We start from the raw sequence: 22180 nt of genomic DNA on the forward strand, positions 1-22180 counted from the left end.
CCCCCTCCCCTCTCCACTTTCCCCTTCCCATCCCCGCCGTTCCGGTAGTGGCCGGGGCGGCAAAGCCGCCACGGCCGCGACCGGGGACGGGGGGTCCGGGGGGACAGGCGTCCCCCCAGGCGGGGAACGGGGCGGCAGCCCCGCTGCAGCCGTCTACTTTTTGGCGTTGGGGGTAAACAGCTGTTTGCCGTCGGATTTGAAATCGGCGACGACCTGTTGTCCTTTGGGCGAGGCCAGCCAGTCGTTGAAGGCCTTGGCCAGATTGACCTTGGCATTTTTGCATTTCTCGGGATTGATGACAATGACGCTGTACTGGTTGAGCAGGGGCTTGTCGCCTTCGACGAGAACGGCCAGGGCCGGATCGCCCTTGGCCTCGTAGGTGAAAAAGGTGGCCCGGTCGGTGAGGGTATAACCGCTGCGTTCGGCGGCCATAACGATGGTGGCCATCATGCCTTGTCCGGCCTGAACGTACCAGGTTTCCTTGTCCGGCGCAGCCATGTCGGCGGCCTTCCACAGGGCGAGCTCCATCTTGTGGGTGCCGGAATCGTCGCCCCGGCTGATGAAGGGGGATTTGGCGGCGGCGATGGCCCTTAAGGCTTCGGAGGTGGTTTTGCCCTTGACCTTGGCCGGGTCGTTTTTGGGTCCGAGCAGGACGAAGTCGTTGAACATGACTTCGGTGCGGCCCAGGCCGTGTCCAGCCTCGACGAATTCCTTTTCGGCCTTGGGGGCATGGACCAACAGCACATCCACATCGCAGTTTTTCCCCAGTTCCAGGGCCTTGCCGGTCCCCACGGCGAGCCAGCGCAATTCGATGCCGGTGTCCTTTTTGAATGCCTGTTCCAGGACAGGCAAGAGCCCGGTGTTGTCGGTGCTGGTGGTGGTGGCCATCATGAGCACCTTTTCCTCGGCCTGGGCGGCGCCGATTCCGGCGCACAGGATCATGGCTGCGGCGATGAGGGTGGCGATGTGTTTCATGGCATTCTCCTCCTTAGGGTTTCGATTACATAATTTTTCGTGACACAAAAGAACGTTTTTCGCAACCTCCGTCCCTTTGGAACCCTGGGGATCAGGCAGGGCCTGTCCTGTCGCCTGTCCGGATTCGTTGTGATCCCGTCGAGGGACCGGGGAAAATATTATTTTCACTTTCGGGCTAAAGGAATCGGTGAAACCTCCGATGAGAGCAGCGGGCAAGGTGAAACTCAAAAATGTATGCATATCTAGTTTTGTGCAAATTATTTCACTCTTGTAACACAATGCACAACGAAACGCACATCGATATTTTCTGTATAAATCATCCCACATCCTCTTGAATCCTGACAATCCCTCTCTTTCTCAAAAAAAACATCATTATTTCCATTTTCCACCTAATGGGTTCCGAGAACCCGACGATAAGAGCTGCAACACAACGCAGGAAAAGGATCGGGACAAGGCCGAGTCCCGGTTGATTCTGAACCGGCGGCCAACCGAAGCAAAAAGGAGGGAGTTCACGGGGCAATCCACCGGTTCCAGGAAGGAACCGAACGGAGGCTGCCCGAGATTCTCGAAAATTCCTGGGAATGGAACCCCCCGTTCTCATAACCAACGCTGGATGCGATAAACTTTTCAAGGAGGAAAACCCATGTCTCTGGTTATCAATCACAACTTGATGGCGATGAATGCCACTCGGAACCTGAGCACCGCTTACGGAAACCTGGCAACATCCACCAGCCGCCTCTCCTCGGGGCTGCGTATTACGACCGCCGCCGATGATGCAGCCGGCCTTGCGGTTCGGGAACTCATGCGCGCCGACATCGCCGCCCTCAACCAGGGTGTGCGCAACGCCAACGACGCCATCTCCTTGATCCAGACCGCTGACGGCGCCCTGGGCGTCATCGATGAAAAGCTGATCCGCATGAAGGAATTGGCGGAACAGGCGGCCACGGGTACCTACACCTCGGACCAGCGTCTGATCATCGATTCGGAATACCAAGCCATGGCCTCGGAAATTACCCGAATCGCCAACGCCACGGACTTCAACGGCATCTATCTGCTCAACGGAAACCTCTCCAGCGAAACCCACGACGGGTCCGCCATGCAGGCCGCCGGCAAGCTCAAGGTCCACTTCGGCACCGCCAACGACAGCGCCGAGGACTACTATTACATCCAGATCGGCACCGCCACGGCCTCGGCCCTGGGCGTCGGCCTGGCCGCCAGCAACAGCATCTCCACCCAGGCCCTGGCCCAGGAGTCCCTGGTGACCCTCAAGAACGCCATTATCTCCAAGGACAAGATCCGCGCCAACCTGGGCGCCCTGCAGAACCGGCTGGAGAACACCATCACCAACCTGGAGATCCAGGCCGAGAACCTGCAAGCGGCCGAGTCCCAGATCTCCGATGTGGACGTGGCCACGGAAATGACCGAGTTCGTGCGCCAGCAGATCCTGACCCAGGCGGCGGTGGCCATGCTCTCCCAGGCCAACTCCCTGCCGCGTATGGCCCTGCAGCTCATGGGCTAGCCGCATACGCCCAGCCTCCCCGACAAATGAAGGCCGCCGCGCGAAAGCGCGGCGGCCTTTTCATGATACGAATGAACGTTGCGGAGGCGTCGCAAACCGGAAGGGACGGCTTTAACGCACTGACAAAACTTCCAAAAAACGACGCATGGCCGGAAAAACATGCCGCTTGGCGTGGTGCACCCGGTAGTAGCCGCGCTTGATGCACAGCCCGGGCAAAGGGATCTGACGTATCTCGCCACGCTCCAAAGCCCCTGCAACCGCAAGCCTTGAGGTCACGGAAACACCCAACCCCGCCTTGACGCATTGCAGGACAGCCAGGGTGGAATGCACAAGGATGCTGACCCGCAGTTCCCGGATGTCCATGCCCTGCCCGCGCAAGGCGTTCTCGAAGGCCAGCCGCGTTCCCGAACCCTGCTCACGTAAAACCCACGGCAATTTGCGCAGAGAATCAGGATCGAAAACGCCGCCTTCCGTCTCCACAAGCGGGTTCGTCGGATCTGGTGGGGCAATGCCGATCAGTTCATCATCCATGAGTTGCTCACAGGCCAAATCAGGATGATCCGAAGGCGCCCCAACCAATCCGAGACTTAAGTTTCCCTCGATGACCCGCTCAATGATCTCCTGGGTGTCTCCAATGACCAGATCGATGGTCACCTCGGGATATTTGGCCCGAAATGCCGCTATCCTTTCGGGGAGGATATAATGGGCGGGAATGGTGCTGCCCCCGATGGAGAGCTCCCCGGAAACACGCTGGGTCAGGGCCAGGATCTCGGTGCGGGCGTTCTCCAGACGATCAAAGGCGTCCAGGGAATGCTGATACAAAATGCGGGCCGCCGGAGTGGGCAGCACGGTCCTGCCAAGCCGGTCGAAGAGCCTGGTGCCCAGTTCGCTCTCCAAAGCCATGACATGGGCGCTGACCGTCGGCTGGGACAACAAAAGCTCCTCCCCGGCCCGGGAGAAGCTTTTAAGCTCATAGACCTTGCAAAAGGCCTGAAGACGTCTGATATCCATAAAATCTATACCATATATCGGGACAAGCTATGCACATGAATAAAAAAAAGCAGGGCCGAAACCCTGCTTTTTTTGTGCAAGATTAGGCTTCTACCGGGGCTTTGGCCTCTGAAGCGGGAGCGCTCTTCGTGTCCGCCGAAGCGGTGGTGGCGGTTTTGCCCGCGTCAGATGCGCCGGAACGCTGGGTCAGTTCAATGATGGCCAACGGAGCGCAGTCTCCGGCCCGAGGCAATCCGAGCTTCACCACCCGGGTGTACCCGCCATGGATGCCCACGAAGCGCGGTCCAATCTCATTGAAGAGCTTGGCCACGAGCTGGTGGTTTTCCAAAACCTTGTAGGCCAGACGCCGGGCATGCACGGTGTCGGACTGGGTCAGGGCGATCAGGCCTTCAACAACGCTGCGCAGTTCCTTGGCCTTGGGCTCGGTGGTGCGGATGCGTTCGAAGGTCAGGAGGGACCGGGCCATATTCCGAAAAAGGGCCTTGCGATGCGAGGCATTTCTGCCAAGCTGACGGCCGGATTTATTATGCCTCATCGACTTGCTTCCTCTTCAACCATTCCTGGTATTTCTGCTCAAAATTGTCGAGTTTCATGCCAAACTCAAGCCCCATGTCCTCAAGGACGCGCCGAATCTCCTCAAGAGACTTCTTGCCGAAGTTTTTGGTCTTGAGCATCTCCCCTTCGGAGCGCTGCATCAGTTCGCCAACAAGGGTGATATTGGCGCTTTTAAGGCAGTTTGTGGCCCGAACGGACAATTCAAGCTCGTCAATGCTTTTGAACAGATTCGGATTGAGCTCGATGTCATTGGCGCGGCGGGCGCTTTCGGCCTCGGATTCATTTTCGTTGAAGTTGATGAACACCGTGAGTTGCTCTTTGAGAATTTTGGCGCTGTAGGACACGGCGTCGTCAGGAGAGACGGAGCCGTCGGTCCACACGTCCAAAATGAGCTTGTCATAGTTGGTCATCTGGCCAACGCGGGCCTGGTCCACGGTGTAGGCCACCTTCTTGACCGGCGTGTAGCTGGCGTCAAGAAGGATGAGGCCGATTTCGTTCTCCAGTCCCTCGTGCATGTCGGCAGGGACGTATCCCTTGCCCATGCGCACGTCAAACTCCATGCGCAACTCGCGATTTTCGGACAACGTACAAATGTGCTGTTCGGGATCAAGCACCGTGACGTGCTGGTTTTCCTTGATGGCCGCAGCCGTGACCGCGCCCTCGGTGTTCGCCGAGAGAACCAGGCGCTGGGCGACGTCCGTGGTCATGGCCAGGCGGATCTGCTTCAGATTGAGCACGATATCGGTGACGTCTTCAATCACGCCGGGAATGGTGGTGAATTCGTGCTGCACGCCTTCGATCCTGGCGGCCACAATGGACGCGCCCTGAAGCGAGGACAGAAGCACCCGGCGAAGCGCGTTTCCGAGCGTGGTTCCGAAACCGCGCTCCAAGGGCTCGCAGATGAAGCGGCCGTAATTGGAACTGGGGTTCAAGTCACGCACGAGCTTCTCGGGCTTGACAAGTTCGGCCCAGTTGCGGGTGTTGATCAGCCTGTCGCCGTTTCGGATGAGCATGTTCGACACCTTGCAAGGCGCAAAGCGCGCCTTTTACTTAGAGTACAGCTCGACGATGAGCTGTTCGTTGATGGGGAACTGAATGTCTTCCCGGGTAGGCATGGCGTTGACTTTGCCCTTGAGATTCTCGCCGTCCACCTCGAGCCAAGCCGGGCATCCGCGACGGGCGATGACCTGCTGGGCTTCCTTGATGATGGGGGAATTGCGATTCTGTTCCCTGACGCCGACCTGATCGCCAGCCTTCACCTGAATGGACGGCACGGTGACCCGGCGCCCATTGAGGGTGAAAATGCCATGGCGCACAAGCTGCCGGGCCTGATTGCGGGAGTTGGCGAAGCCCATGCGGTAGATGACATTGTCCATGCGCCGTTCAAGAAAAATGAGCAGATTGTCGCCGGTGACGCCCTTTTTCAAGTCCGCGCGCTGAAAATACGCCCGGAACTGCTCTTCAAGAATGCCATACATGCGGCGGACTTTTTGCTTCTCGCGAAGCTGCACCGCGTAGTCGCTCATTTTCTTACGAATACGGCCATGCTGTCCGGGGGCATAAGGACGACGCTCATAGGCGCACTTGTCGGTGAAGCACCGGTCGCCTTTCAGAAAAAGCTTGGCGCCCTCACGACGGCACAGGCGGCATTTCGCTCCAGTATAACGTGCCAAGGGTTACCTCCTGATAAGTACCTGCGGGTCCCGTCCCGGCTCGGGGACGTGTCGCGGCCGCCTGTGGCGGCCGTCATGGGACCGTGGAATGGTTTTCGCGCGAAACGTCGACCCTAGACCCTGCGCCGTTTGGGAGGACGGCAGCCATTGTGCGGGATGGGGGTGATGTCACGAATGAAGCTGACCTTGAACCCGGCGTTGTTGATGGCCCGCATGGCGGCCTCGCGTCCGGACCCGGGCCCCTTGACCAGGATGCCCACGGTGCGCATGCCGTGTTCCTGAGCCTTGCGGGCCGCATTCTCAGCGGCGATCTGGGCCGCGAAAGGGGTGGACTTGCGCGATCCCTTGAAGCCCGCATTTCCCGAGGTGGCCCAACTGACCACATTCCCCCGCGGATCCGTGAAGGTAATGATGGTGTTGTTGAAGGTCGCCTGGATATGGGCAACCCCGGAGGGGATGTTCTTTTTTTCTTTCTTGCCTACGCGGCGAGGTTTAGCCATTTCGCTTGCTCCAAGGGAAGTTTGGCGCCGCATCCGGAGTTCCCGGACATCTGGTCACCTGGATTTTACGATTACTTCTTCTTCTTGCTCATGACCGAGCGGCGCGGTCCCTTGCGGGTGCGAGAATTGGTGTGGGTCCGCTGGCCACGCACGGGCAACCCGCGACGATGGCGCAACCCGCGATAGCATCCGATGTCCATGAGCCGCTTGATGTTGGCGGTCACGTCACGGCGCAGGTCACCCTCAACCTTGACATTCTGCTCGATTTCCTTGCGGATGTTGTTGGTTTCCTCGGCGCTCAGATCGTCGCTGGACTTGGTCCAGTCAACGCCCGTGGCGTCGAGAATGCGCAGGGCCGTGGCCCGGCCGATGCCAAAAATATAGGTCAGCGCGATATCCATCCGCTTGCTTCTCGGAAGATCAACTCCAGCGATTCTGGCCACGATAGTCCCCCTTATCCCTGGCGCTGTTTGTGCCGGGGATTCACGCAGATCACCCGTAACACGCCGTGACGCTTAATGATTTTACAATGTGCGCACAGTTTCTTGATTGACGGCTTGACTTTCATCCTGGCTGCTCCGTAGTCCGTCCGGGTATGCCCCCGGCCGGGAATTAGTCCCGAACGCTCAATATCACGGGACCGTTTTTGGTGACGGCCACCGTGTGTTCAAAATGGGCCGCGAGACTGCGATCTTTGGTCACGGCGGTCCATTTGTCCGACAAGACTTCCACTTCCGGCTTGCCCGCTGTCACCATGGGCTCAATGGCCAACACCATGCCGGGCTGCAAGGAAACCCGATTGGCCCCTGCCGGGGCGAAGTTGGGCACCTCCGGCTTCTCGTGAAGCTGCTTGCCGATGCCATGCCCAACAAAACGACGTACCACGGAGAAGCCCCGACCTTCAACATATTTCTGCACTGCCCGCGAAATGTCGTACAGGTCGTTGCCAGCCACGGCCTGATCGATACCGACAAAAAGGGAGTCGCGCGTCACGGACAAAAGATCCTCTGCCCGCGCGTCAATCTTCCCGACGGGGACGGTCAAGGCCGAATCGCCGTAAAACCCTTTATGCACCACTCCCATATCGAAGCTGACCACATCCCCTTCCGCAAGCACTCGCTGGGAGGGAAACCCGTGAACAACTTCCTCATTGACCGAGCAGCACAACGCATAAGGAAAACCGAGATAGCCTTTGAAGGCTGGCTTCACCTTGTAGGCGTCGCACAACGACAGTGCGAGTTCCTCGAAATCCAGGGTCCGCATCCCCGGAGCCACATGGATGCGCAACTCTTCCAGGATGGACGCCACGATCCGTCCGGCCTCACGCAGCAGTCCGATCTCGTTTTCGTTCTTCAGATAAATGCCGCGAAACTTCTTCAAAACGAATGCCTTCCCTTGATTCTCCCCTTGGACATAAGCCCTTCATACTGGCGGGAGATAAGGTACGACTCAATCTGCCCCATGAAATCCATGGCCACGCCAACGACGATCAGAAGCGAGGTGCCACCGAAATAAAACGGGACGTTGAAGTGTTGAATGAGCATCATGGGCAAAACGCACACGGCCGAAATGTAGATGGCCCCCCACAAGGTGATGCGCGTCAACACCCGGTCAATATGCTCCTTGGTCTTCACCCCGGGGCGGATGCCGGGAATGAAACCACCCTGCTTGCGCAGATTTTCCGCAATGTCCTTGGGATCAAAAATGATCGCCGTATAAAAGTAGCAGAAAAACACGATCATGCTTACGAACAGCACATTATAGACAATGTTTTGCGGACTGAAATAGTGCGCGATATCGCTTAACCATGCAACCTGCGAGAAATTCGCGATGGTGGCCGGGAAAAGCAGGATCGACGAGGCGAAGATCGGGGGTATGACCCCGGCGGTGTTGATGCGCAGCGGCAGATGCGTGGTTTGCCCGCCGTACATCTTTCGTCCCACCATACGCTTGGCGTACTGAATGGGGATGCGCCGCTGCCCGCGCTCGACGAAAATGATCACCCCCAGCACCGCCACCATGACCGCCACCAGGAGCAACAGGACGAACAGGCTCAATTCGCCAGCCCCGAGCAACTGGAAGGTATTGATGGTGGCCCGGGGAAATCCGGCCACGATACCCGCGAAAATGATGAGCGAAATGCCGTTGCCGATCCCCTTGCCGGTGATCTGCTCGCCAAGCCACATGAGAAAGACCGTGCCCGTGCACAGGGTGGTCATGGTCATGAGCTTGAATCCCCAACCGGGAACGAGCACCACCGGCGCCCCCGTGGGGCTGGCCATGCTCTCAAGGCCCACGGCGATCCCGAACCCCTGCACCACGGCAATGAGCACTGTGCCATACCGTGTATACTGGGTCATTTTCTTCTTCCCGGCCGCGCCGTCTTCCTTCTGCATGCGGGCCAGTTCGGGACTGACCACGGTCAACAGCTGGATGATGATGGAGGCCGAGATGTAGGGCATGATCCCCAGGGAGAAGATGGACACATTGCCGAGCGCGCCGCCCGAAAACATGTCAAAAAGCCCGAACAGGGTATTTTTGGCGCTCTCGAAAAAATCGGCCAACGCGGCGGCGTCCACGCCCGGAACGGGCACATGCACGCCTATGCGATACACGGCCAAAAGGAGAAAGGTCCACAGGAGCTTGTTTTTCAGCTCCGGAAGCTTCGCCAGATTCTCTACGCCAGTAAGGGCCACGTATTTTCCACCTTCTAGGACGAGACGGGTTCCGAAGCGTCCTTCGCTTCAAGGATGACGGCCTTGCCGCCGGCGGAGACGATCTTTTCCGCCGCTTTGGCGCTGAACCGGTGCGCCTCGACGGTGACCGCAGCACCCTCGCCACGGCTCAAGATCTTGACCGGGACGTTTTTGGAGCACAGCCCGCTGGCGTAAATGTCATCCAGGGTGATTTCCGTCTTTCCGGCAAACGTGGCGAACAACCGATCCAGATTGATCGGCGCATACGTCACCCGGAAATCGAAATTCTTGAAACCGCGCTTGGGCAACCGACGGGCCAAGGGCATCTGTCCACCCTCAAACCAGGCAGGCGTGCCGCCGCCGGCGCGGGCGTTTTGCCCCTTGTTGCCCTTGCCGGCCGTACAACCCTGGCCGGTGCCGCGGCCACGGCCCAGACGCTTACGGCTTTTGCGTTCCTCAGGGAACGGATACAATTCATGTAATTTCATGACTCGCTCACCTCAACCAGGTGCTCGACCTTGGCGATCATGCCCAAAACGGTTTCGTTTTTGTCAAACGTCCGTTCCTGGCGGATTTTCGTAAGTCCCAGGGCGCTTAATGTTCCCCGTTGTTTCGGAGGACGCCCATAGGCGCTTTTGACCAGCTTGATTGTAATTTTGCCCGGCATGGCTATTTCCTCGGGGTGTGCAGCGTTTTGCCGCGCAGATCGCTCACGAAATCTGCGCTGCGCAGCGAGGCCAAACCGGCGATGGTGGCCCGAAGCACGTTGTGGGGGTTGTTGGTGCCGATGGCCTTGGTCAGGATGTCGTGGACGCCCACGGCCTCCATGACGGCCCGCACCGGACCTCCGGCGATGATGCCGGTTCCCTTGGAGGCGGGTTTGAGCACCACCCGTCCAGCGCCGTAACGGCCCAAAATCTCATAAGGCAACGTACCCTCAAGAAGAGGCACCTTGATCATGGACTTTTTGGCCTGGTCGGAAGCCTTGCGGATGGCCTCGGGGACTTCGTTGGCCTTGCCCAGGCCGTAGCCCACGGAACCATTGCCGTCGCCCACCACGACCAGGGCGCTGAAGCTGAACCGACGGCCGCCCTTGACGACCTTGGCCACGCGGTTCAAATACACGATCTTTTCAATCTGATTGAGTTCCGACTGGTCCATGTTCTTGGATCCTTGCGCGCTTAAAATTTCAGTCCGCCTTCGCGGGCGCCGTCTGCCAGGGCCTTGATACGGCCATGATACAGGTAGCCGTTGCGGTCAAACACCACCGCTTCAATGCCGCGTTCCTTGGCCCTCTGCGCCACCTCGCGCCCAACGCGCGTCGCGGACGCCTTGTCAAGCTTGAGCGCCTCGCCATCCTTGCACAGGGCCAGGGTGGAGGCGCTGGCCAGCGTCTGCCCGGCGATATCGTCCACAACCTGGGCATAGATATGCCGGTTGGAGCGATAGACCACGAGCCTGGGACGCTCGGGAACGCCGGAAATCTTTTTGCGGATGCGCACCGTGCGGCGCTTGCGTGCTTGTTCCTTGGTGAGTTTCATATGCGACCCTATTTCTTGCCGCCGGATTTGCCGGCCTTGCGACGAATCGTCTCGGTTTCGTACTTGATGCCCTTGCCCTTGAAGGGTTCAGGCGGACGCACGCGACGGATGCGGGCCGCAGTTTCGCCCACAAGCTGCTTGTCGATCCCGGCCAGGGTCAGCTTGTTGCCTTCCACCTTGGCCTCGATCCCCTGGGGCAGCTTGAACTCCACCTGGTGGGAAAAGCCGACACTGAGCGAAACCGTGCCGCCCTGCGTCGAAACCTTGTACCCGACACCAATGACCTCAAGGGTCTTGGAGAATCCCTTGCTCACGCCTTCCACCAGATTGGCCAGAAGGGTGCGGCGCAGGCCGTGCTGGGCACGGGCCACCCGGGTGTCATCCAAACGATTGACGGACACCGTGCTCCCCGCAATGGCATAGGCCACCTTGGGATGCGTGGGCGTGCTGAGCTCGCCCTTGGGCCCTTTGACCGTCACCGCTCCTTCCTCGACAGCGACGCTGACGCCGCTGGGGAGGATGATTTCCTTTTTTCCTATCCTGGACATGGTAAGCTCCTCACGCGCCTTTACCGGCTACCAGATCTCGCAGAGCAGTTCACCGCCCACGCGCTGTTCGCGGGCGGATGCGGCAGCCAGAACACCCCGGGATGTGGACAGAATGCTGATGCCCAATCCGTTTTGGACGTCTGGAATACCTTCAGCCCCCACATAGACCCTGCGGCCCGGCTTGCTGATCTTTTTCAAGCCCGCAATGGTGGGCTTGCCGCTGGAATATTTCAGGGTGATGTTCAAATTGAGGCCTTCCACGGCATAGTCAGCGATGTAGCCTTCGTCCTTGAGGATGGTGGCGATGGACGCCTTCATCTTCGAGGCGGGCATGATCACGGCCGCGTGGAGTGCCTGATGGGCATTGCGAATACGCGCGAGCATGTCGGCGATGGGGTCGACAACGGACATTTCCCTTTCTCCTTCGCTTACCAGCTCGATTTCCGCACGCCGGGAAGTTCGCCAGCCAGCGACATGTTTCTGAAACAAATACGGCACACGCCGAACCTGCGTAAATACGCCCTGGACCGGCCGCATATGGGGCAACGGTTGTATGCCCTTGCAGAAAATTTCGGCTTGCGGCGGGCTTTGACCATGAGTGCTGTACGAGCCAAGACCGATCTCCTTATTTTTTGAACGGCATGCCGAGCAGGTCCAGAAGAACCTTGCCTTCCTTGTCGGAACGAGCGCTGGTGACGATGGTCACGTTCATGCCCTTGACACGCTCGACCCTGTCCACGTTGATCTCCGGGAAAATGGTGTGTTCCCGGATGCCCAGCGTGAAGTTGCCCCTGCCGTCAAACCCCCTGTCGGGAATGCCCCGAAAATCGCGCACTCGCGGCAGGGCATAGTTGATCAGCTTGTCCAGGAAGTCCCACATGCGCTCATGGCGAAGCGTGACCCGGCATCCCACGGGGAGGCCCTCGCGCAGCTTGAACGCCGCGATGGACTTCCGGGCCCGGGTGATCACCGCTTTCTGGCCGGCTATGGAGGTCAACTCCACAACGGCTTCCTCGATGAGCTTGTTATTCTGGCTGGCCTCGCCCAGGCCAATGTTGAGCGAGACAGCCCGAAGCTTCGGAATCTGCATGGACGAGGTGTACCCGAACTCTTTTTTGAGGGCGGGGGCCACCTTTTCGGTATACATGTTTTCCAGGCGGGTCATAATCTTATCCCTTATCGATGTCCTGGTTGCATTTCTTGCAGAACCGGACCTTTTTACCGTCTTCCGTGACCTTGTACCCCACCCGCGTCGGCTTGGCGCACGAGTCGCACAACAGAGCCACGTTGGAAATATGCAGGGACGATTCCTTCTCCACGATGCCGCCGGGGGTTTTGGCGTACGGATTGGCTTTGGTGTGGCGCTTGACCATATTCACCTTTTCCACCAGGATCCGATCTTTTTTCGGGTAAAGCTTGAGCACCCGGCCCACTTTGCCCTTGTCCTTGCCCGCAGTGACAATGACCTTGTCGTTTTTGCGAATCTTGTAGATTTTCATGGCGTCCTCAATGCTGCGGCAGCGTCTCTACAGAACCTCAGGGGCCAGAGAGACGATTTTCATGAAGTTTTTCTGCCGCAGTTCCCTGGCCACCGGTCCGAAAATGCGGGTGCCCACGGGCTCAAGCTGGCTGTTCAACAGCACGGCGGAATTGTTGTCGAATTTGATGTAGGAACCGTCGGGACGACCGATTTCCTTTGTGGTGCGCACCACAACGGCCTTCATCACCGCGCCCTTTTTCACCTTGGAATGAGGCATGGCCTCCTTGACGGAAACCACGATGATGTCCCCCACGCCCGCGTACCTGCGACGGCTGCCGCCCAGAACCTTGATGCAACTGACCTTCTTGGCTCCGGAGTTGTCCGCCACGTCGAGTTTGCTTTCCACCTGGATCATCGTATCACCCTAAACCGCTTTTTCCATGATTTGGACCAGATGCCAGCGCTTGCGCCTGGACAAGGGTCGATGCTCGATGATCCGCACCGTGTCCCCCATGCCGCATTCGTTGGCCGGATCGTGGGCCATGAACTTTTTGTGACGGCGGATGAACTTCTTGTACAGCGGGTGCTGGATCAGGGTCTCGACCCGGACCACGATGGTCTTGTCATTTTTGCTCGAAACCACGACGCCGGTCAGGACGCGGCGATTGCTCTTGTTCTCTTCAGTCATGTCAAGGCTCCGCTTAAGCGCCGGGCGCGGATTTCTCGCGCAGCACGGTCAATATCCGGGCGATGTTTTTTTTGACGTCCCCAAGCTTGTGCGTCTTTTCCAGCTGCGCCGTGGCGTGCTGGAAACGCAGCTTGAAGAGTTCCTCGCGACTTTCGCCCAAAAGGTCATGCAGGCTCTTGACCTCTTTTTCGCGCAATTCGGCGACCTTCATGGCTACGCCACCTCCTTGACCACAATCTTGGTCTTGATGGGCAGCTTATGCATGGCCCTGGTCAGCGCAATCTTGGCCACTTCCATGTCCACGCCCTTGATCTCGTAGAGCACCCGGCCAGGCTTTACAGCCGCATACCAGCCCACAGGCGCGCCCTTTCCCTTGCCCTGGCGGACTTCAGCGGGCTTTTCGGTAATGGGGTGATCCGGAAAGATCCGAATCCAGACCTTTCCACCCCGTTTGATGTGGCGCATGATGGCCACACGGGCGGCCTCGATCTGCTGGCTGGTCAGCTTGCCGTGCTCCATGGCCTTGATGCCCACCTCGCCGAAGGCCACACTGGCCCCGCGGGTGGCCGGGCCGCGCAACCGGCCCTTCTGCATCTTGCGGAATTTTGTTTTATTGGGAGCCAACATTACGCTTCAACCTCTCTGTCGAGTATCTCGCCCTTAAAGATCCAGACCTTGACCCCGATGACCCCGTAGGTCGTCTTGGCCGTGGCCAAACCGTAGTCGATGTCGGCGCGAAGGGTCTGCAAGGGCACGCGGCCGTCGCGGTACCATTCAGCGCGGGCGATTTCAGCCCCGGCCAAGCGGCCGGCGCAGGCCACCTTGATGCCCTCCGCCCCGAACTTGCGCGACAGGCCCACCGTGCGCTTCATGGCCCGGCGGAAAGCCACCCGGCGTTCCAGTTGCAAAGCGATGTTCTCGGCCACCAACTGGGCGTCGATCTCAGGCCGACGAATCTCGTTGACCTCGACGGTGAACTCGCGACCAAACCGCTGCTTCAGGTCGGCACGAACCTTCTCGATCTCCGTCCCTTTGCGGCCGATGACGATGCCCGGACGCGCGGTGTGGATGATCAAGCGAATCTTTCCCCCGGCGCGCTCGATCTCGATCTTGGAGATTCCCGCGTGGTACAGGGTCTTCTTCACGAACTTGCGAATCTTGCTGTCCTCAAAGACAAAGGCGGGGTAATCTTTCTTAGAGAACCACCGGGATATCCAGGTTTTGTTGTACCCCAGTCTGAATCCGTACGGATGAACTTTCTGGCCCATGTCAAGCTCCTAGCTTTCCGCGACAACCACGGTGATGTGGCTGGTGCGTTTCACGATCCGGTTGGCCCTGCCCATGGAACGAGTCAGAAGGCGCTTCCAGGACGGTCCCGGATTGATGATCACCTGCTTGACCGTGAGGGTGTCGATATCCACGCCGGAAATCTGTTCGGCATTGGCCACGGCGGAGTGCAGCACTTTGCCGATAAGCTGCGCGGCCTTTTTGGGCGTGAACTTGAGTATGTTCATCGCCTCCTCGACGGGGCGGCCCTTGATGTTGTCGGCCACCAACCGCGCCTTCTGAGGCGAGACGCGGATATATCTGGCTATGGCTTTGGCTTCCATCTTTTTATCCTGGTGCGAGGTCAAAGGTCGCGGGAGCGCCCGTTACTTCTTGGCCTTGGTTTTTTTGTCCGCGGCGTGCCCGTGGAACGTGCGCGTGGGTGAAAACTCGCCAAGCTTATGTCCGACCATGTTCTCAGACACGAACACCGGGATGAATTTCTTCCCATTGTGTACGGCAAAGGTCATGCCGACCATCTCGGGCAGTATGGTGGAGCGACGGGACCAGGTCTTGATGACCCGGCGGTCCTTGCTTTCGTTGGCGATCTGGACCTTGCGCTGCAGGTGGTCGTCCACGAAGGGACCTTTTTTCAGGGAACGAGGCATATCCTATTCTCCTACTTTTCGCCGCGCCGCTTCACGATCAGCTTGGAAGAGGGCTTTTTGACGTTGCGGGTCTTGTAGCCCTTGGTGGGCTTACCCCACGGGGTCACCGGATGACGGCCGCCGGAGCTTTTGCCTTCACCGCCGCCCAGAGGATGGTCGACCGGGTTCATGGCCACGCCGCGCACCTTGGGCCGACGGTTGAGCCAGCGATTGCGGCCGGCCTTGCCGATGGAAATGTTCTCGTGCATGACGTTGCCAACCTGCCCCACCGTAGCGATGCAGGAGGACAAGACGTTTCTGACCTCGCCCGAGGGCAGCCGCACCAGGGCGTACTTGCCTTCCTTGGCCACAAGCTGGGCGTAGGTGCCGGCCGCGCGGCACATCTGTCCGCCCCGTCCAGGGTTGAGCTCGATGTTGTGAAGGAGCGTGCCCACGGGAATGCGCTTGAGCGGCAGGGCGTTTCCGGGTTTGATGTCCGCCGTTTCGCCGGCGGCCAGGGTGTCGCCCACGGAGATGCCAACCGGCGCCAGGATGTACCGCTTTTCGCCGTCGGCATAGTGCAACAGGGCGATGCGGGCGCTGCGGTTGGGATCATATTCAATGGAGAAGACCTTGGCCGGTATCCCCCACTTGTCGCGCTTGAAATCGATGATGCGGTACAGGCGCTTGTTTCCGCCACCCCGACGGCGCGAGGTGATCCGTCCGTAGGAGTTGCGCCCGGACTTGCGCGGCAGCCCTTCGGTGAGGGACTTTTCCGGGGTGGACCGGGTAACTTCCTCAAAGGTGGACACCGTCTGGAAACGACGTCCGGCGGAAGTGGGTTTCAGCTTACGGATGGACATGTCTAGACCCCTTCAAAAAACTCAATTTTATCGCCAGCGGCCAGGGTCACGTAGGCCTTCTTCATGCCCGGCACCCGACGCAGAACCCGGCCGAAGCGACGCTTGCGAGGTTTTCGCACCGTCACGCTCACGGAATCCACCTTGACGGAAAAGGCGGCTTCAACGGCCTTTTTGATCTCGATCTTGTTCGCCCCGGGCGCAACCTGGAAAACCACCTGGTTGGCCGCTTCCTTGACGAAGGTGGCCTTTTCCGAAACCAGCGGCCGAAGCAGTATGCTAGCGTAATCCATGGCGAAGCCTCTCCTGTACGCGAAGCGCGGCGTCCGTGGCCATCACCACCTGCTCATGCAGGAGCACGTCATAGACATTGAGCATGTCGTGCCGGATGACTTTGATGCCGGGCAAATTCCTCGCTGAAAGCTCAAGCTTGTTATCAGACTCCGGCAGGACTATCAATGCTTTTTTCAGTCCGAGATCACCGGCCACCTTGGCCATGAGCTTGGTCTTGGCCTCGGCCAGGTCGAACTTGTCAATCAGCATCAGGCTCGACTCGCCCACTTTGGCCGACAGGGCCATCTTGAGCGCCAGTTGGCGCACCTTGCGGTTGACCTTGAACTCATAATCCCGCGGACGCGGACCATGGATGACCGCCCCACCCCGCCACAAGGGGGAACGGCTGCTCCCCGCCCGGGCCTTGCCGGTGCCCTTTTGCCGCCAGGGCTTGTGCCCGCCGCCGGAGACTTCGCTCCTGGTCTTGGTGCTGTGCGTACCGGCCCGTTTGGCGGCCAGTTGGGCGCGCACCACAAGATGCAGCACCTCGGGACGCACGGTCACCTCGAACACCTCGGGGGAAAGCTCGAGCTCTCCGACTTCCCGCTTGGTCTGATCAAATATCTTTACGTTGGCCATTTCAATCACCCTTAGCCCTGCTTGCGAACCATGACCACGGCGTTTCTGGGACCCGGAATCTGGCCCTTGACCAGGAGGAGATTGTCCTCCGGCCGCACGTCCACGATCTCAAGACCAATGCAGGTCACGGTCTTGGCGCCCATGTGGCCGGCCATCTTCTTGCCTTTCATGACCTTGCCGGGCTCGGTGTTGTTACCGATGGAACCGCCGGAACGATGGGCTTTCTCCGTTCCGTGAGTGGCTTTTAGGCCTCTGAAGTTCCAGCGTTTCATGACGCCCTGAAAACCCTTGCCGATGGATGTGCCGGTGACCTTGACCTTTTCCCCGGGTGCGAAAATGGAGACGGTCAGATCCATACCCAGTTCGAAACCGCCGGCGCCGTCGAAACGAAGCTCACGAAGGACGCGGTATTCGCCACGGCCGGCCTTGGCCAAATGCCCGCGCATGGGCTTGGTGGCCTTGCGCTCCGGGATCTGGTCAAAGGCGATCTGAACGGCTTCATAGCCGTCGTTGGCCGGGGTCTTGATCTGCGTGACCGGACATGGTCCGGCCTGGATCACCGTCACCGGGACAATCGTGCCGTCGTCGGCGAAAATCCGGGTCATCCCCAGTTTCCGGCCCAAAATTCCTAACGTGCCTGCCATGATGTCCCTCGTCCTAGAGCTTGATTTCCACGTCGACACCAGCCGGGAGGCTGAGTTTGCCCAGCGCATCCACGGTCTGCTGCGTGGGTTCCATGATGTCCAAAAGACGTTTGTGCACCCGCATCTCGAACTGCTCCCGGGACTTTTTGTCCACATGCACGGAACGGTTGACCGTGTACTTGTGGATGTCCGTGGGCAGCGGAATGGGCCCAGCCACGCCCGCGCCGGTGTTGCGCGCCGTATCCACGATCTCGGAGACGGCCTTGTCCAGAATGCGGTAGTCGTATGCTTTCAGTTTGATGCGGATGCGATCGCTATTCATGGCAACCATTTCCTTACTCCACGATTTCCGAGACGACGCCCGCGCCAACGGTCCGGCCGCCTTCGCGAATGGCGAAGCGCAGGCCCGTTTCCATGGCGATGGGGGCGATCATTTCAACATTGAACGTGGCGTTGTCGCCGGGCATGACCATTTCAACGCCCTCGTTCAGGGTCACCACGCCGGTGATGTCCGTGGTCCGGAAGTAGAACTGCGGACGATATCCGGTGAAAAACGGGGTGTGGCGGCCGCCCTCTTCCTTGGTCAGGATGTACACCTCGGCCTTGAACTTCCGGTGCGGGGTGATCGAACCCGGCTTGGCCAACACCTGGCCGCGCTCCACATCGTCGCGCTTGACGCCGCGAAGCAGCACGCCCACGTTGTCGCCGGCCATGCCCTTGTCCAGAATCTTGCGGAACATTTCCACGCCCGTGCAGGTGGTCTTGACCGTGGTCTTGATGCCCACGATCTCCACTTCCTCGCCAACCGTCACGGTGCCGCGCTCCACACGTCCGGTGACCACGGTGCCCCGGCCAGAGATGGAGAACACGTCTTCAATGGGCATCAGGAACGGCTTCTCGATGTCGCGCTTGGGCTCGGGAATAAACGCGTCGCAGGCATCGAGCAGCTCAAAGATCGGGGCCGCATCGGGGCTCTTGATGTCGTCCGCCTCCAGGGCCTTGAGCGCGCTGCCCTTGATGACCGGGACGTCGTCGCCGGGGAAGCCGTACTTGGTCAGAAGCTCACGCACTTCAAGCTCCACCAGCTCCAAAAGCTCCGGGTCGTCCACCAGGTCGACCTTGTTCATGAACACCACCAACTGGGGCACGCCCACCTGACGGGCCAAAAGGATGTGCTCCCGGGTCTGGGGCATGGGACCGTCGGTGGCCGCCACCACCAGGATACCGCCGTCCATCTGGGCGGCGCCGGTGATCATGTTCTTGATGTAGTCGGCGTGGCCCGGGCAGTCCACATGGGCGTAGTGGCGCTTGTCGGTCTGATATTCCACATGGGCCGTGGCGATGGTGATGCCGCGTTCCTTCTCCTCCGGGGCCTTGTCGATCTGGTCGAAGGGAATGTATTCGCCAAAACCCTTCATGCTGGCCAGCCGGGTGATGGCTGCGGTCAGCGTGGTCTTGCCGTGGTCGATGTGGCCGATGGTGCCGATGTTGACATGCGGCTTGTTGCGTTCGAATTTCGCCTTGCCCATGGTTTCCCCCTGCGCTTTTTTAGTCGTGTGGTCGGTTGTCTCGCCTAGGGCGTCTTATTTCTTTTTCACCAGTTCCTCGGCCAAGCTGGCGGGAACCTTTTCATAGTGATCGAACTGCATGCTGAACGTGGCCCGGCCCTGGGTGCGCGAACGCAGATCCGTGGCGTACCCGAACATCTGGGACAGAGGCACGTGGGCGCTGATGATCTGGGCGCCGGGACGCGCGTCGAGCTTGGAGACCCGGCCGCGACGGCCGTTCAAATCGCCCATGACCTCGCCCAGGTACTCGTCGGGGGTGACCACCTCGACCATCATGATCGGTTCGAGGAGGACCGGCCCGGCCTTTTGCACGGCTTCCTTGAAGGCCTGGGAGGCGCAGATATAGAAGGCCTGCTCGGAAGAATCCACTTCGTGGTAGGAACCGAACGTCAGCTCGGCCCGGATGTCCACCACCGGGAACCCGGCCAGCACGCCGGACTTCATGGCGTTTTGCATGCCCTTGTCCACGGCCGGGATGTATTCCTTGGGGATGACGCCGCCCACGATGGAGTTGACGAACTCATACCCGCCGTCTTCCTTGGGACCGATCTCGATGACCACGTGGCCGTACTGGCCCCGGCCGCCGGTCTGCTTGACGTAGCGGTTCTCATGCTTGACGGACTTGGTGATGGTCTCGCGGTAGGCCACCTGGGGCTGGCCCACGTTGGCGTTGACCCCGAACTCGCGCATCAGGCGGTCCACGATGATTTCCAGGTGCAGTTCGCCCATGCCCGCGATCAGCGTCTGCCCGGATTCCTCGTCGCCCTTGACCCGGAAAGACGGGTCTTCCTTGGCCAGCTTGGCCAGGGCCTGGGACAGGGCGTCGCGGTCGGCCTTGGTCTTGGGCTCGATGGCCACTTCAATGACCGGCTCGGGGATGGTCAGGGACTCGAGCTTCACGCCCTTGCCCACTTCGCACAGGGTGTCGCCGGTGCTGGTGATCTTCATGCCCACGGCGGCCACGATGTCGCCAGCTTCCGCTGTCTTGATATCTTCGCGCTTGTTGGCGTGCATCTGGAGCAACCGCCCGACGCGTTCTTTCTTGCCGGTATTGGCGTTGACCACGGTCATGCCCGATTCGATGCGGCCGGAGTACAGGCGCAGGAAGGTCAGGTGGCCCACAAAGGGGTCGGACATGAGCTTGAAGGCCAGGGCGGCCAACGGTTTCTTCGAATCGCAGGGGCATTCAATCTGCTTGTCCGGATAATCGGGATCCGTGCCGACGACCGGCGGGATGTCCAAGGGGGACGGCAGATAATCGACCACCGCGTCGAGCAGGGGCTGCACGCCCTTGTTCTTGAAGGCGGATCCGCACAAAACCGGGCAGATGGACAGTCCGATGGTGGCCTTGCGAATGGCTGTCACCAGGACTTCGGGGGAGATTTCCTCGCCTCCGAGATATTTTTCCAGCAGACTGTCGTCTTCCTCGGCGACGGCCTCAAGCATGGCCAGCCGCAATTCGTCGTACCGCTCCTGCAGCTCGGGCGGAATATCTTTCTCGACGAATTCGCGCCCCTTGGTGCTGTCGTCGAAATAGATCGCCTTGCCGCGAATAAGATCCACCACTCCCTGAAAATCCTCCTCGGAGCCGATGGGGATCTGCAAGGGAACGGGCTTGGCGCCCAGGCGGTCGCGGATCATGTCCACGCAACGGAAGAAGTTGGCGCCGACGCGGTCCATCTTGTTGACGAAGCTCATGCGTGGCACGTTGTAGCGCTCGGCCTGACGCCAGACGGTCTCGGTCTGGGGCTCAACCCCGGCCACGGCGTCGAAAACGGCCACGGCTCCGTCGAGAACCCGGAGAGAACGCTCCACCTCAATGGTGAAGTCGACGTGCCCGGGGGTGTCGATGATGTTGATGCGATGGTCACGCCAATAGCAGGTGGTGGCGGCGGAGGTGATGGTGATGCCGCGCTCCTGCTCCTGGACCATCCAGTCCATGGTGGCCTGGCCGTCATGGACTTCCCCAATCTTGTGGGACACGCCGGTATAGAAGAGAATTCTCTCCGTGGTCGTGGTCTTCCCAGCATCAATGTGGGCCATGATGCCTATGTTGCGTTGCCGCTCAATGGGTACGGGCTTGGACACAAAAATCTCCGCTACCAGCGGTAATGGGCGAAGGCCTTGTTGGCCTCGGCCATACGGTGAGTGTCTTCGCGCTTCTTCACCGCCCCGCCGCGATTGTTATAGGCATCCAGGAGTTCCCCGGACAGTTTATCGGCCATGCCTTTCTCGCCGCGCGAGCGGGCATAATTGATGACCCACCGGATGGCCAGGGTGACCTGACGCTCGGGGCGAACCTCCATGGGAACCTGGTAGGTCGCGCCGCCAACCCGGCGGGGCTTGACTTCCATGTGCGGACGGACGTTGCCCAGGGCCTTTTCAAAGGCCTTCAAGGGGTCTTCGCCGGCCTTTTCAGCCAGGACGTCGACGGCCCGGTAGAAAAGTCCTTCGGCAACGCTTTTCTCGCCGTCGTGCATCAAACGATTGATGAACTTCGTGATCAGCTGGCTGCCGTATTTGGGATCGGGCAGCACGGATCTCTTGGGGACGGGGCCTTTACGAGGCATACGCCATCACTCCTTGTCCTATCGGTCTTCTTTGGGCCGTTCTATTTGGGGCGCTTGGCGCCGTACTTGGAGCGACTCTGACGACGGTCGCCGACACCGGCCGTATCCAGGGTGCCGCGGATGATGTGGTAGCGCACGCCAGGAATATCCTTGACACGGCCGCCCCGGATCATGACCACGGAGTGCTCCTGAAGATTATGGCCCTCGCCGGGGATGTACGAGGTGACCTCGATACCGTTGGTGAGCCGGACGCGGGCCACTTTGCGCAAGGCCGAGTTGGGCTTCTTGGGTGTGGTGGTGTACACGCGGGTGCACACCCCCCGACGCTGGGGGCACGCCTGCAGGGCCGGGGTTTTCCGGCGCTTGGCGACCTGGGCGCGCTCCTTGCGGATGAGCTGGTTGATCGTGGGCATAACCTTCTCCGTAACTTTTAATGACAAAGACGGAGGCATCTAGATGATTCCTGAGCCTCTGTCAAGCCCCTCCCGGGAATGGGGGGAAAAATCCGCACCGGGCCGGAAAATATA

The 22180-nt window shown here is 59.7% G+C and carries 36 protein-coding genes; 1 reads left to right on the plus strand and 35 read right to left on the minus strand.

The window, feature by feature from the left end; all coding sequences use genetic code 11:
* Nucleotides 1–153: 153 nt before the first annotated feature.
* On the minus strand, nt 154–975 hold the full coding sequence (locus GD606_RS06990) for an ABC transporter substrate-binding protein (RefSeq protein WP_163303276.1): 822 nt from the start codon (nt 973–975) through the stop codon (nt 154–156).
* 643 nt (nt 976–1618) lie between these two features.
* Between GD606_RS06990 and GD606_RS06995 the strand changes: the two genes are divergently transcribed.
* The gene (locus tag GD606_RS06995; protein ID WP_163303275.1) at nt 1619–2494 is read left to right on the plus strand and encodes a flagellin N-terminal helical domain-containing protein; all 876 of its coding nucleotides are present in this window, start codon (nt 1619–1621) and stop codon (nt 2492–2494) included.
* Nucleotides 2495–2605: 111 nt separating this feature from the next.
* Here GD606_RS06995 and GD606_RS07000 read toward each other — a convergent pair whose 3' ends face one another.
* The 34 genes from GD606_RS07000 to rpsL all read right to left on the minus strand — a co-directional run bounded on the left by GD606_RS07000 (nt 2606) and on the right by rpsL (nt 22066).
* Entirely contained in the window at nt 2606–3505 is a 900-nt protein-coding gene (locus GD606_RS07000) for a selenium metabolism-associated LysR family transcriptional regulator (RefSeq protein WP_163303274.1), read from the minus strand.
* Between the two features lie 82 nt (nt 3506–3587).
* Nucleotides 3588–4040 (minus strand): 50S ribosomal protein L17, encoded by a 453-nt coding sequence (gene rplQ / locus GD606_RS07005; protein WP_163303273.1) that lies wholly within the window; start codon nt 4038–4040, stop codon nt 3588–3590.
* Nucleotides 4030–5073, minus strand: a complete 1044-nt coding sequence (locus tag GD606_RS07010; protein WP_163303272.1) for a DNA-directed RNA polymerase subunit alpha — start codon at nt 5071–5073, stop codon at nt 4030–4032. The genes rplQ and GD606_RS07010 overlap by 11 nt, the downstream gene beginning before the upstream one ends.
* Nucleotides 5074–5106: 33 nt before the next feature.
* The gene (gene rpsD / locus GD606_RS07015) at nt 5107–5733 is read right to left on the minus strand and encodes a 30S ribosomal protein S4 (protein WP_163303271.1); all 627 of its coding nucleotides are present in this window, start codon (nt 5731–5733) and stop codon (nt 5107–5109) included.
* A 113-nt stretch (nt 5734–5846) separates the two neighbouring features.
* A complete protein-coding gene (gene rpsK, locus GD606_RS07020) occupies nt 5847–6233 on the minus strand; it encodes a 30S ribosomal protein S11 (protein ID WP_163303270.1) in 387 nt (128 codons plus the stop codon).
* 71 nt (nt 6234–6304) lie between these two features.
* On the minus strand, nt 6305–6676 hold the full coding sequence (gene rpsM, locus GD606_RS07025) for a 30S ribosomal protein S13 (RefSeq protein ID WP_163303269.1): 372 nt from the start codon (nt 6674–6676) through the stop codon (nt 6305–6307).
* 11 nt (nt 6677–6687) lie between these two features.
* Complete coding sequence (rpmJ, locus tag GD606_RS07030; protein WP_163303268.1) at nt 6688–6801, minus strand: 50S ribosomal protein L36; 114 nt, start codon at nt 6799–6801, stop codon at nt 6688–6690.
* 44 nt (nt 6802–6845) lie between these two features.
* Nucleotides 6846–7613: a type I methionyl aminopeptidase gene (map, locus tag GD606_RS07035; protein WP_163303267.1), complete on the minus strand. Its 768-nt coding sequence runs from the start codon at nt 7611–7613 to the stop codon at nt 6846–6848.
* Nucleotides 7610–8929, minus strand: coding sequence for a preprotein translocase subunit SecY (secY, locus tag GD606_RS07040; RefSeq protein ID WP_163303266.1), 1320 nt, complete (start codon nt 8927–8929; stop codon nt 7610–7612). Before secY ends, map begins: the two co-directional genes overlap by 4 nt.
* Before the next feature lie 14 nt (nt 8930–8943).
* The gene (gene rplO / locus GD606_RS07045; RefSeq protein ID WP_163303265.1) at nt 8944–9417 is read right to left on the minus strand and encodes a 50S ribosomal protein L15; all 474 of its coding nucleotides are present in this window, start codon (nt 9415–9417) and stop codon (nt 8944–8946) included.
* The gene (gene rpmD, locus GD606_RS07050) at nt 9414–9596 is read right to left on the minus strand and encodes a 50S ribosomal protein L30 (RefSeq protein ID WP_163303264.1); all 183 of its coding nucleotides are present in this window, start codon (nt 9594–9596) and stop codon (nt 9414–9416) included. The genes rplO and rpmD overlap by 4 nt, the downstream gene beginning before the upstream one ends.
* 2 nt (nt 9597–9598) lie before the next feature.
* Nucleotides 9599–10090, minus strand: coding sequence for a 30S ribosomal protein S5 (gene rpsE, locus GD606_RS07055; protein ID WP_163303263.1), 492 nt, complete (start codon nt 10088–10090; stop codon nt 9599–9601).
* A 20-nt stretch (nt 10091–10110) separates the two neighbouring features.
* Nucleotides 10111–10470, minus strand: coding sequence for a 50S ribosomal protein L18 (rplR, locus tag GD606_RS07060; RefSeq protein WP_163303262.1), 360 nt, complete (start codon nt 10468–10470; stop codon nt 10111–10113).
* Nucleotides 10471–10478: 8 nt separating this feature from the next.
* Nucleotides 10479–11018 carry a 50S ribosomal protein L6 gene (gene rplF / locus GD606_RS07065; RefSeq protein ID WP_163303261.1) on the minus strand — a complete coding sequence of 180 codons (540 nt, stop codon included), beginning with the start codon at nt 11016–11018 and terminating at the stop codon, nt 10479–10481.
* Between the two features lie 27 nt (nt 11019–11045).
* Nucleotides 11046–11429: a 30S ribosomal protein S8 gene (gene rpsH / locus GD606_RS07070; protein WP_163303260.1), complete on the minus strand. Its 384-nt coding sequence runs from the start codon at nt 11427–11429 to the stop codon at nt 11046–11048.
* 17 nt (nt 11430–11446) lie between these two features.
* Nucleotides 11447–11632 carry a type Z 30S ribosomal protein S14 gene (locus GD606_RS07075; protein ID WP_163303259.1) on the minus strand — a complete coding sequence of 62 codons (186 nt, stop codon included), beginning with the start codon at nt 11630–11632 and terminating at the stop codon, nt 11447–11449.
* Nucleotides 11633–11643: 11 nt separating this feature from the next.
* Nucleotides 11644–12183: a 50S ribosomal protein L5 gene (gene rplE, locus GD606_RS07080; protein WP_163303258.1), complete on the minus strand. Its 540-nt coding sequence runs from the start codon at nt 12181–12183 to the stop codon at nt 11644–11646.
* A gap of 4 nt (nt 12184–12187) precedes the next feature.
* The gene (gene rplX, locus GD606_RS07085) at nt 12188–12517 is read right to left on the minus strand and encodes a 50S ribosomal protein L24 (protein ID WP_163303257.1); all 330 of its coding nucleotides are present in this window, start codon (nt 12515–12517) and stop codon (nt 12188–12190) included.
* A 27-nt stretch (nt 12518–12544) separates the two neighbouring features.
* Nucleotides 12545–12913: a 50S ribosomal protein L14 gene (gene rplN, locus GD606_RS07090; protein WP_163303256.1), complete on the minus strand. Its 369-nt coding sequence runs from the start codon at nt 12911–12913 to the stop codon at nt 12545–12547.
* A gap of 9 nt (nt 12914–12922) precedes the next feature.
* Complete coding sequence (rpsQ, locus tag GD606_RS07095) at nt 12923–13186, minus strand: 30S ribosomal protein S17 (protein WP_163303255.1); 264 nt, start codon at nt 13184–13186, stop codon at nt 12923–12925.
* A 13-nt stretch (nt 13187–13199) separates the two neighbouring features.
* Nucleotides 13200–13397, minus strand: a complete 198-nt coding sequence (rpmC, locus tag GD606_RS07100; protein ID WP_163303254.1) for a 50S ribosomal protein L29 — start codon at nt 13395–13397, stop codon at nt 13200–13202.
* A gap of 2 nt (nt 13398–13399) precedes the next feature.
* The gene (rplP, locus tag GD606_RS07105) at nt 13400–13813 is read right to left on the minus strand and encodes a 50S ribosomal protein L16 (RefSeq protein WP_163303253.1); all 414 of its coding nucleotides are present in this window, start codon (nt 13811–13813) and stop codon (nt 13400–13402) included.
* Nucleotides 13813–14454, minus strand: coding sequence for a 30S ribosomal protein S3 (rpsC, locus tag GD606_RS07110; RefSeq protein ID WP_163303252.1), 642 nt, complete (start codon nt 14452–14454; stop codon nt 13813–13815). The genes rplP and rpsC overlap by 1 nt, the downstream gene beginning before the upstream one ends.
* Nucleotides 14455–14463: 9 nt before the next feature.
* On the minus strand, nt 14464–14796 hold the full coding sequence (rplV, locus tag GD606_RS07115; protein WP_163303251.1) for a 50S ribosomal protein L22: 333 nt from the start codon (nt 14794–14796) through the stop codon (nt 14464–14466).
* Between the two features lie 42 nt (nt 14797–14838).
* On the minus strand, nt 14839–15120 hold the full coding sequence (gene rpsS, locus GD606_RS07120) for a 30S ribosomal protein S19 (RefSeq protein ID WP_163303250.1): 282 nt from the start codon (nt 15118–15120) through the stop codon (nt 14839–14841).
* Between the two features lie 11 nt (nt 15121–15131).
* Nucleotides 15132–15962 carry a 50S ribosomal protein L2 gene (gene rplB, locus GD606_RS07125; RefSeq protein ID WP_163303249.1) on the minus strand — a complete coding sequence of 277 codons (831 nt, stop codon included), beginning with the start codon at nt 15960–15962 and terminating at the stop codon, nt 15132–15134.
* A 2-nt stretch (nt 15963–15964) separates the two neighbouring features.
* Nucleotides 15965–16252, minus strand: coding sequence for a 50S ribosomal protein L23 (rplW, locus tag GD606_RS07130; RefSeq protein ID WP_163303248.1), 288 nt, complete (start codon nt 16250–16252; stop codon nt 15965–15967).
* Nucleotides 16239–16871: a 50S ribosomal protein L4 gene (gene rplD / locus GD606_RS07135; RefSeq protein WP_163303247.1), complete on the minus strand. Its 633-nt coding sequence runs from the start codon at nt 16869–16871 to the stop codon at nt 16239–16241. Before rplD ends, rplW begins: the two co-directional genes overlap by 14 nt.
* An 11-nt stretch (nt 16872–16882) precedes the next feature.
* Nucleotides 16883–17515 carry a 50S ribosomal protein L3 gene (gene rplC, locus GD606_RS07140; protein WP_163303246.1) on the minus strand — a complete coding sequence of 211 codons (633 nt, stop codon included), beginning with the start codon at nt 17513–17515 and terminating at the stop codon, nt 16883–16885.
* A 13-nt stretch (nt 17516–17528) separates the two neighbouring features.
* Nucleotides 17529–17846, minus strand: a complete 318-nt coding sequence (gene rpsJ, locus GD606_RS07145) for a 30S ribosomal protein S10 (RefSeq protein ID WP_163303245.1) — start codon at nt 17844–17846, stop codon at nt 17529–17531.
* Nucleotides 17847–17850: 4 nt separating this feature from the next.
* Nucleotides 17851–19044, minus strand: a complete 1194-nt coding sequence (gene tuf / locus GD606_RS07150) for an elongation factor Tu (RefSeq protein ID WP_176629177.1) — start codon at nt 19042–19044, stop codon at nt 17851–17853.
* Nucleotides 19045–19098: 54 nt separating this feature from the next.
* Nucleotides 19099–21171, minus strand: a complete 2073-nt coding sequence (gene fusA, locus GD606_RS07155) for an elongation factor G (protein ID WP_163302055.1) — start codon at nt 21169–21171, stop codon at nt 19099–19101.
* A gap of 11 nt (nt 21172–21182) precedes the next feature.
* A complete protein-coding gene (rpsG, locus tag GD606_RS07160; protein ID WP_163302054.1) occupies nt 21183–21653 on the minus strand; it encodes a 30S ribosomal protein S7 in 471 nt (156 codons plus the stop codon).
* 41 nt (nt 21654–21694) lie between these two features.
* Nucleotides 21695–22066 carry a 30S ribosomal protein S12 gene (gene rpsL / locus GD606_RS07165; protein ID WP_163302053.1) on the minus strand — a complete coding sequence of 124 codons (372 nt, stop codon included), beginning with the start codon at nt 22064–22066 and terminating at the stop codon, nt 21695–21697.
* Nucleotides 22067–22180: the final 114 nt, after the last annotated feature.

The organism is Desulfolutivibrio sulfodismutans DSM 3696 (assembly GCF_013376455.1).
Classification (GTDB): Bacteria; Desulfobacterota; Desulfovibrionia; order Desulfovibrionales; family Desulfovibrionaceae; genus Desulfolutivibrio; species Desulfolutivibrio sulfodismutans.

Coding starts and splice junctions, on each gene's coding strand:
- GD606_RS06990 (WP_163303276.1), bottom strand. CDS start 975: ATGAAACACATCGCCACCCTCATCGCCGCAGCCATGATCCTGTGCGCC.
- GD606_RS06995 (WP_163303275.1), top strand. CDS start 1,619: ATGTCTCTGGTTATCAATCACAACTTGATGGCGATGAATGCCACTCGG.
- GD606_RS07000 (WP_163303274.1), bottom strand. CDS start 3,505: ATGGATATCAGACGTCTTCAGGCCTTTTGCAAGGTCTATGAGCTTAAA.
- rplQ (WP_163303273.1), bottom strand. CDS start 4,040: ATGAGGCATAATAAATCCGGCCGTCAGCTTGGCAGAAATGCCTCGCAT.
- GD606_RS07010 (WP_163303272.1), bottom strand. CDS start 5,073: ATGCTCATCCGAAACGGCGACAGGCTGATCAACACCCGCAACTGGGCC.
- rpsK (WP_163303270.1), bottom strand. CDS start 6,233: ATGGCTAAACCTCGCCGCGTAGGCAAGAAAGAAAAAAAGAACATCCCC.
- rpmJ (WP_163303268.1), bottom strand. CDS start 6,801: ATGAAAGTCAAGCCGTCAATCAAGAAACTGTGCGCACATTGTAAAATC.
- rplO (WP_163303265.1), bottom strand. CDS start 9,417: ATGAAATTACATGAATTGTATCCGTTCCCTGAGGAACGCAAAAGCCGT.
- rpmD (WP_163303264.1), bottom strand. CDS start 9,596: ATGCCGGGCAAAATTACAATCAAGCTGGTCAAAAGCGCCTATGGGCGT.
- rpsE (WP_163303263.1), bottom strand. CDS start 10,090: ATGGACCAGTCGGAACTCAATCAGATTGAAAAGATCGTGTATTTGAAC.
- rplR (WP_163303262.1), bottom strand. CDS start 10,470: ATGAAACTCACCAAGGAACAAGCACGCAAGCGCCGCACGGTGCGCATC.
- rplF (WP_163303261.1), bottom strand. CDS start 11,018: ATGTCCAGGATAGGAAAAAAGGAAATCATCCTCCCCAGCGGCGTCAGC.
- rpsH (WP_163303260.1), bottom strand. CDS start 11,429: ATGTCCGTTGTCGACCCCATCGCCGACATGCTCGCGCGTATTCGCAAT.
- rplE (WP_163303258.1), bottom strand. CDS start 12,183: ATGACCCGCCTGGAAAACATGTATACCGAAAAGGTGGCCCCCGCCCTC.
- rplX (WP_163303257.1), bottom strand. CDS start 12,517: ATGAAAATCTACAAGATTCGCAAAAACGACAAGGTCATTGTCACTGCG.
- rplN (WP_163303256.1), bottom strand. CDS start 12,913: ATGATCCAGGTGGAAAGCAAACTCGACGTGGCGGACAACTCCGGAGCC.
- rpsQ (WP_163303255.1), bottom strand. CDS start 13,186: ATGACTGAAGAGAACAAGAGCAATCGCCGCGTCCTGACCGGCGTCGTG.
- rpmC (WP_163303254.1), bottom strand. CDS start 13,397: ATGAAGGTCGCCGAATTGCGCGAAAAAGAGGTCAAGAGCCTGCATGAC.
- rplP (WP_163303253.1), bottom strand. CDS start 13,813: ATGTTGGCTCCCAATAAAACAAAATTCCGCAAGATGCAGAAGGGCCGG.
- rpsC (WP_163303252.1), bottom strand. CDS start 14,454: ATGGGCCAGAAAGTTCATCCGTACGGATTCAGACTGGGGTACAACAAA.
- rplV (WP_163303251.1), bottom strand. CDS start 14,796: ATGGAAGCCAAAGCCATAGCCAGATATATCCGCGTCTCGCCTCAGAAG.
- rpsS (WP_163303250.1), bottom strand. CDS start 15,120: ATGCCTCGTTCCCTGAAAAAAGGTCCCTTCGTGGACGACCACCTGCAG.
- rplB (WP_163303249.1), bottom strand. CDS start 15,962: ATGTCCATCCGTAAGCTGAAACCCACTTCCGCCGGACGTCGTTTCCAG.
- rplW (WP_163303248.1), bottom strand. CDS start 16,252: ATGGATTACGCTAGCATACTGCTTCGGCCGCTGGTTTCGGAAAAGGCC.
- rplD (WP_163303247.1), bottom strand. CDS start 16,871: ATGGCCAACGTAAAGATATTTGATCAGACCAAGCGGGAAGTCGGAGAG.
- rplC (WP_163303246.1), bottom strand. CDS start 17,515: ATGGCAGGCACGTTAGGAATTTTGGGCCGGAAACTGGGGATGACCCGG.
- rpsJ (WP_163303245.1), bottom strand. CDS start 17,846: ATGGTTGCCATGAATAGCGATCGCATCCGCATCAAACTGAAAGCATAC.
- tuf (WP_176629177.1), bottom strand. CDS start 19,044: ATGGGCAAGGCGAAATTCGAACGCAACAAGCCGCATGTCAACATCGGC.
- rpsG (WP_163302054.1), bottom strand. CDS start 21,653: ATGCCTCGTAAAGGCCCCGTCCCCAAGAGATCCGTGCTGCCCGATCCC.
- rpsL (WP_163302053.1), bottom strand. CDS start 22,066: ATGCCCACGATCAACCAGCTCATCCGCAAGGAGCGCGCCCAGGTCGCC.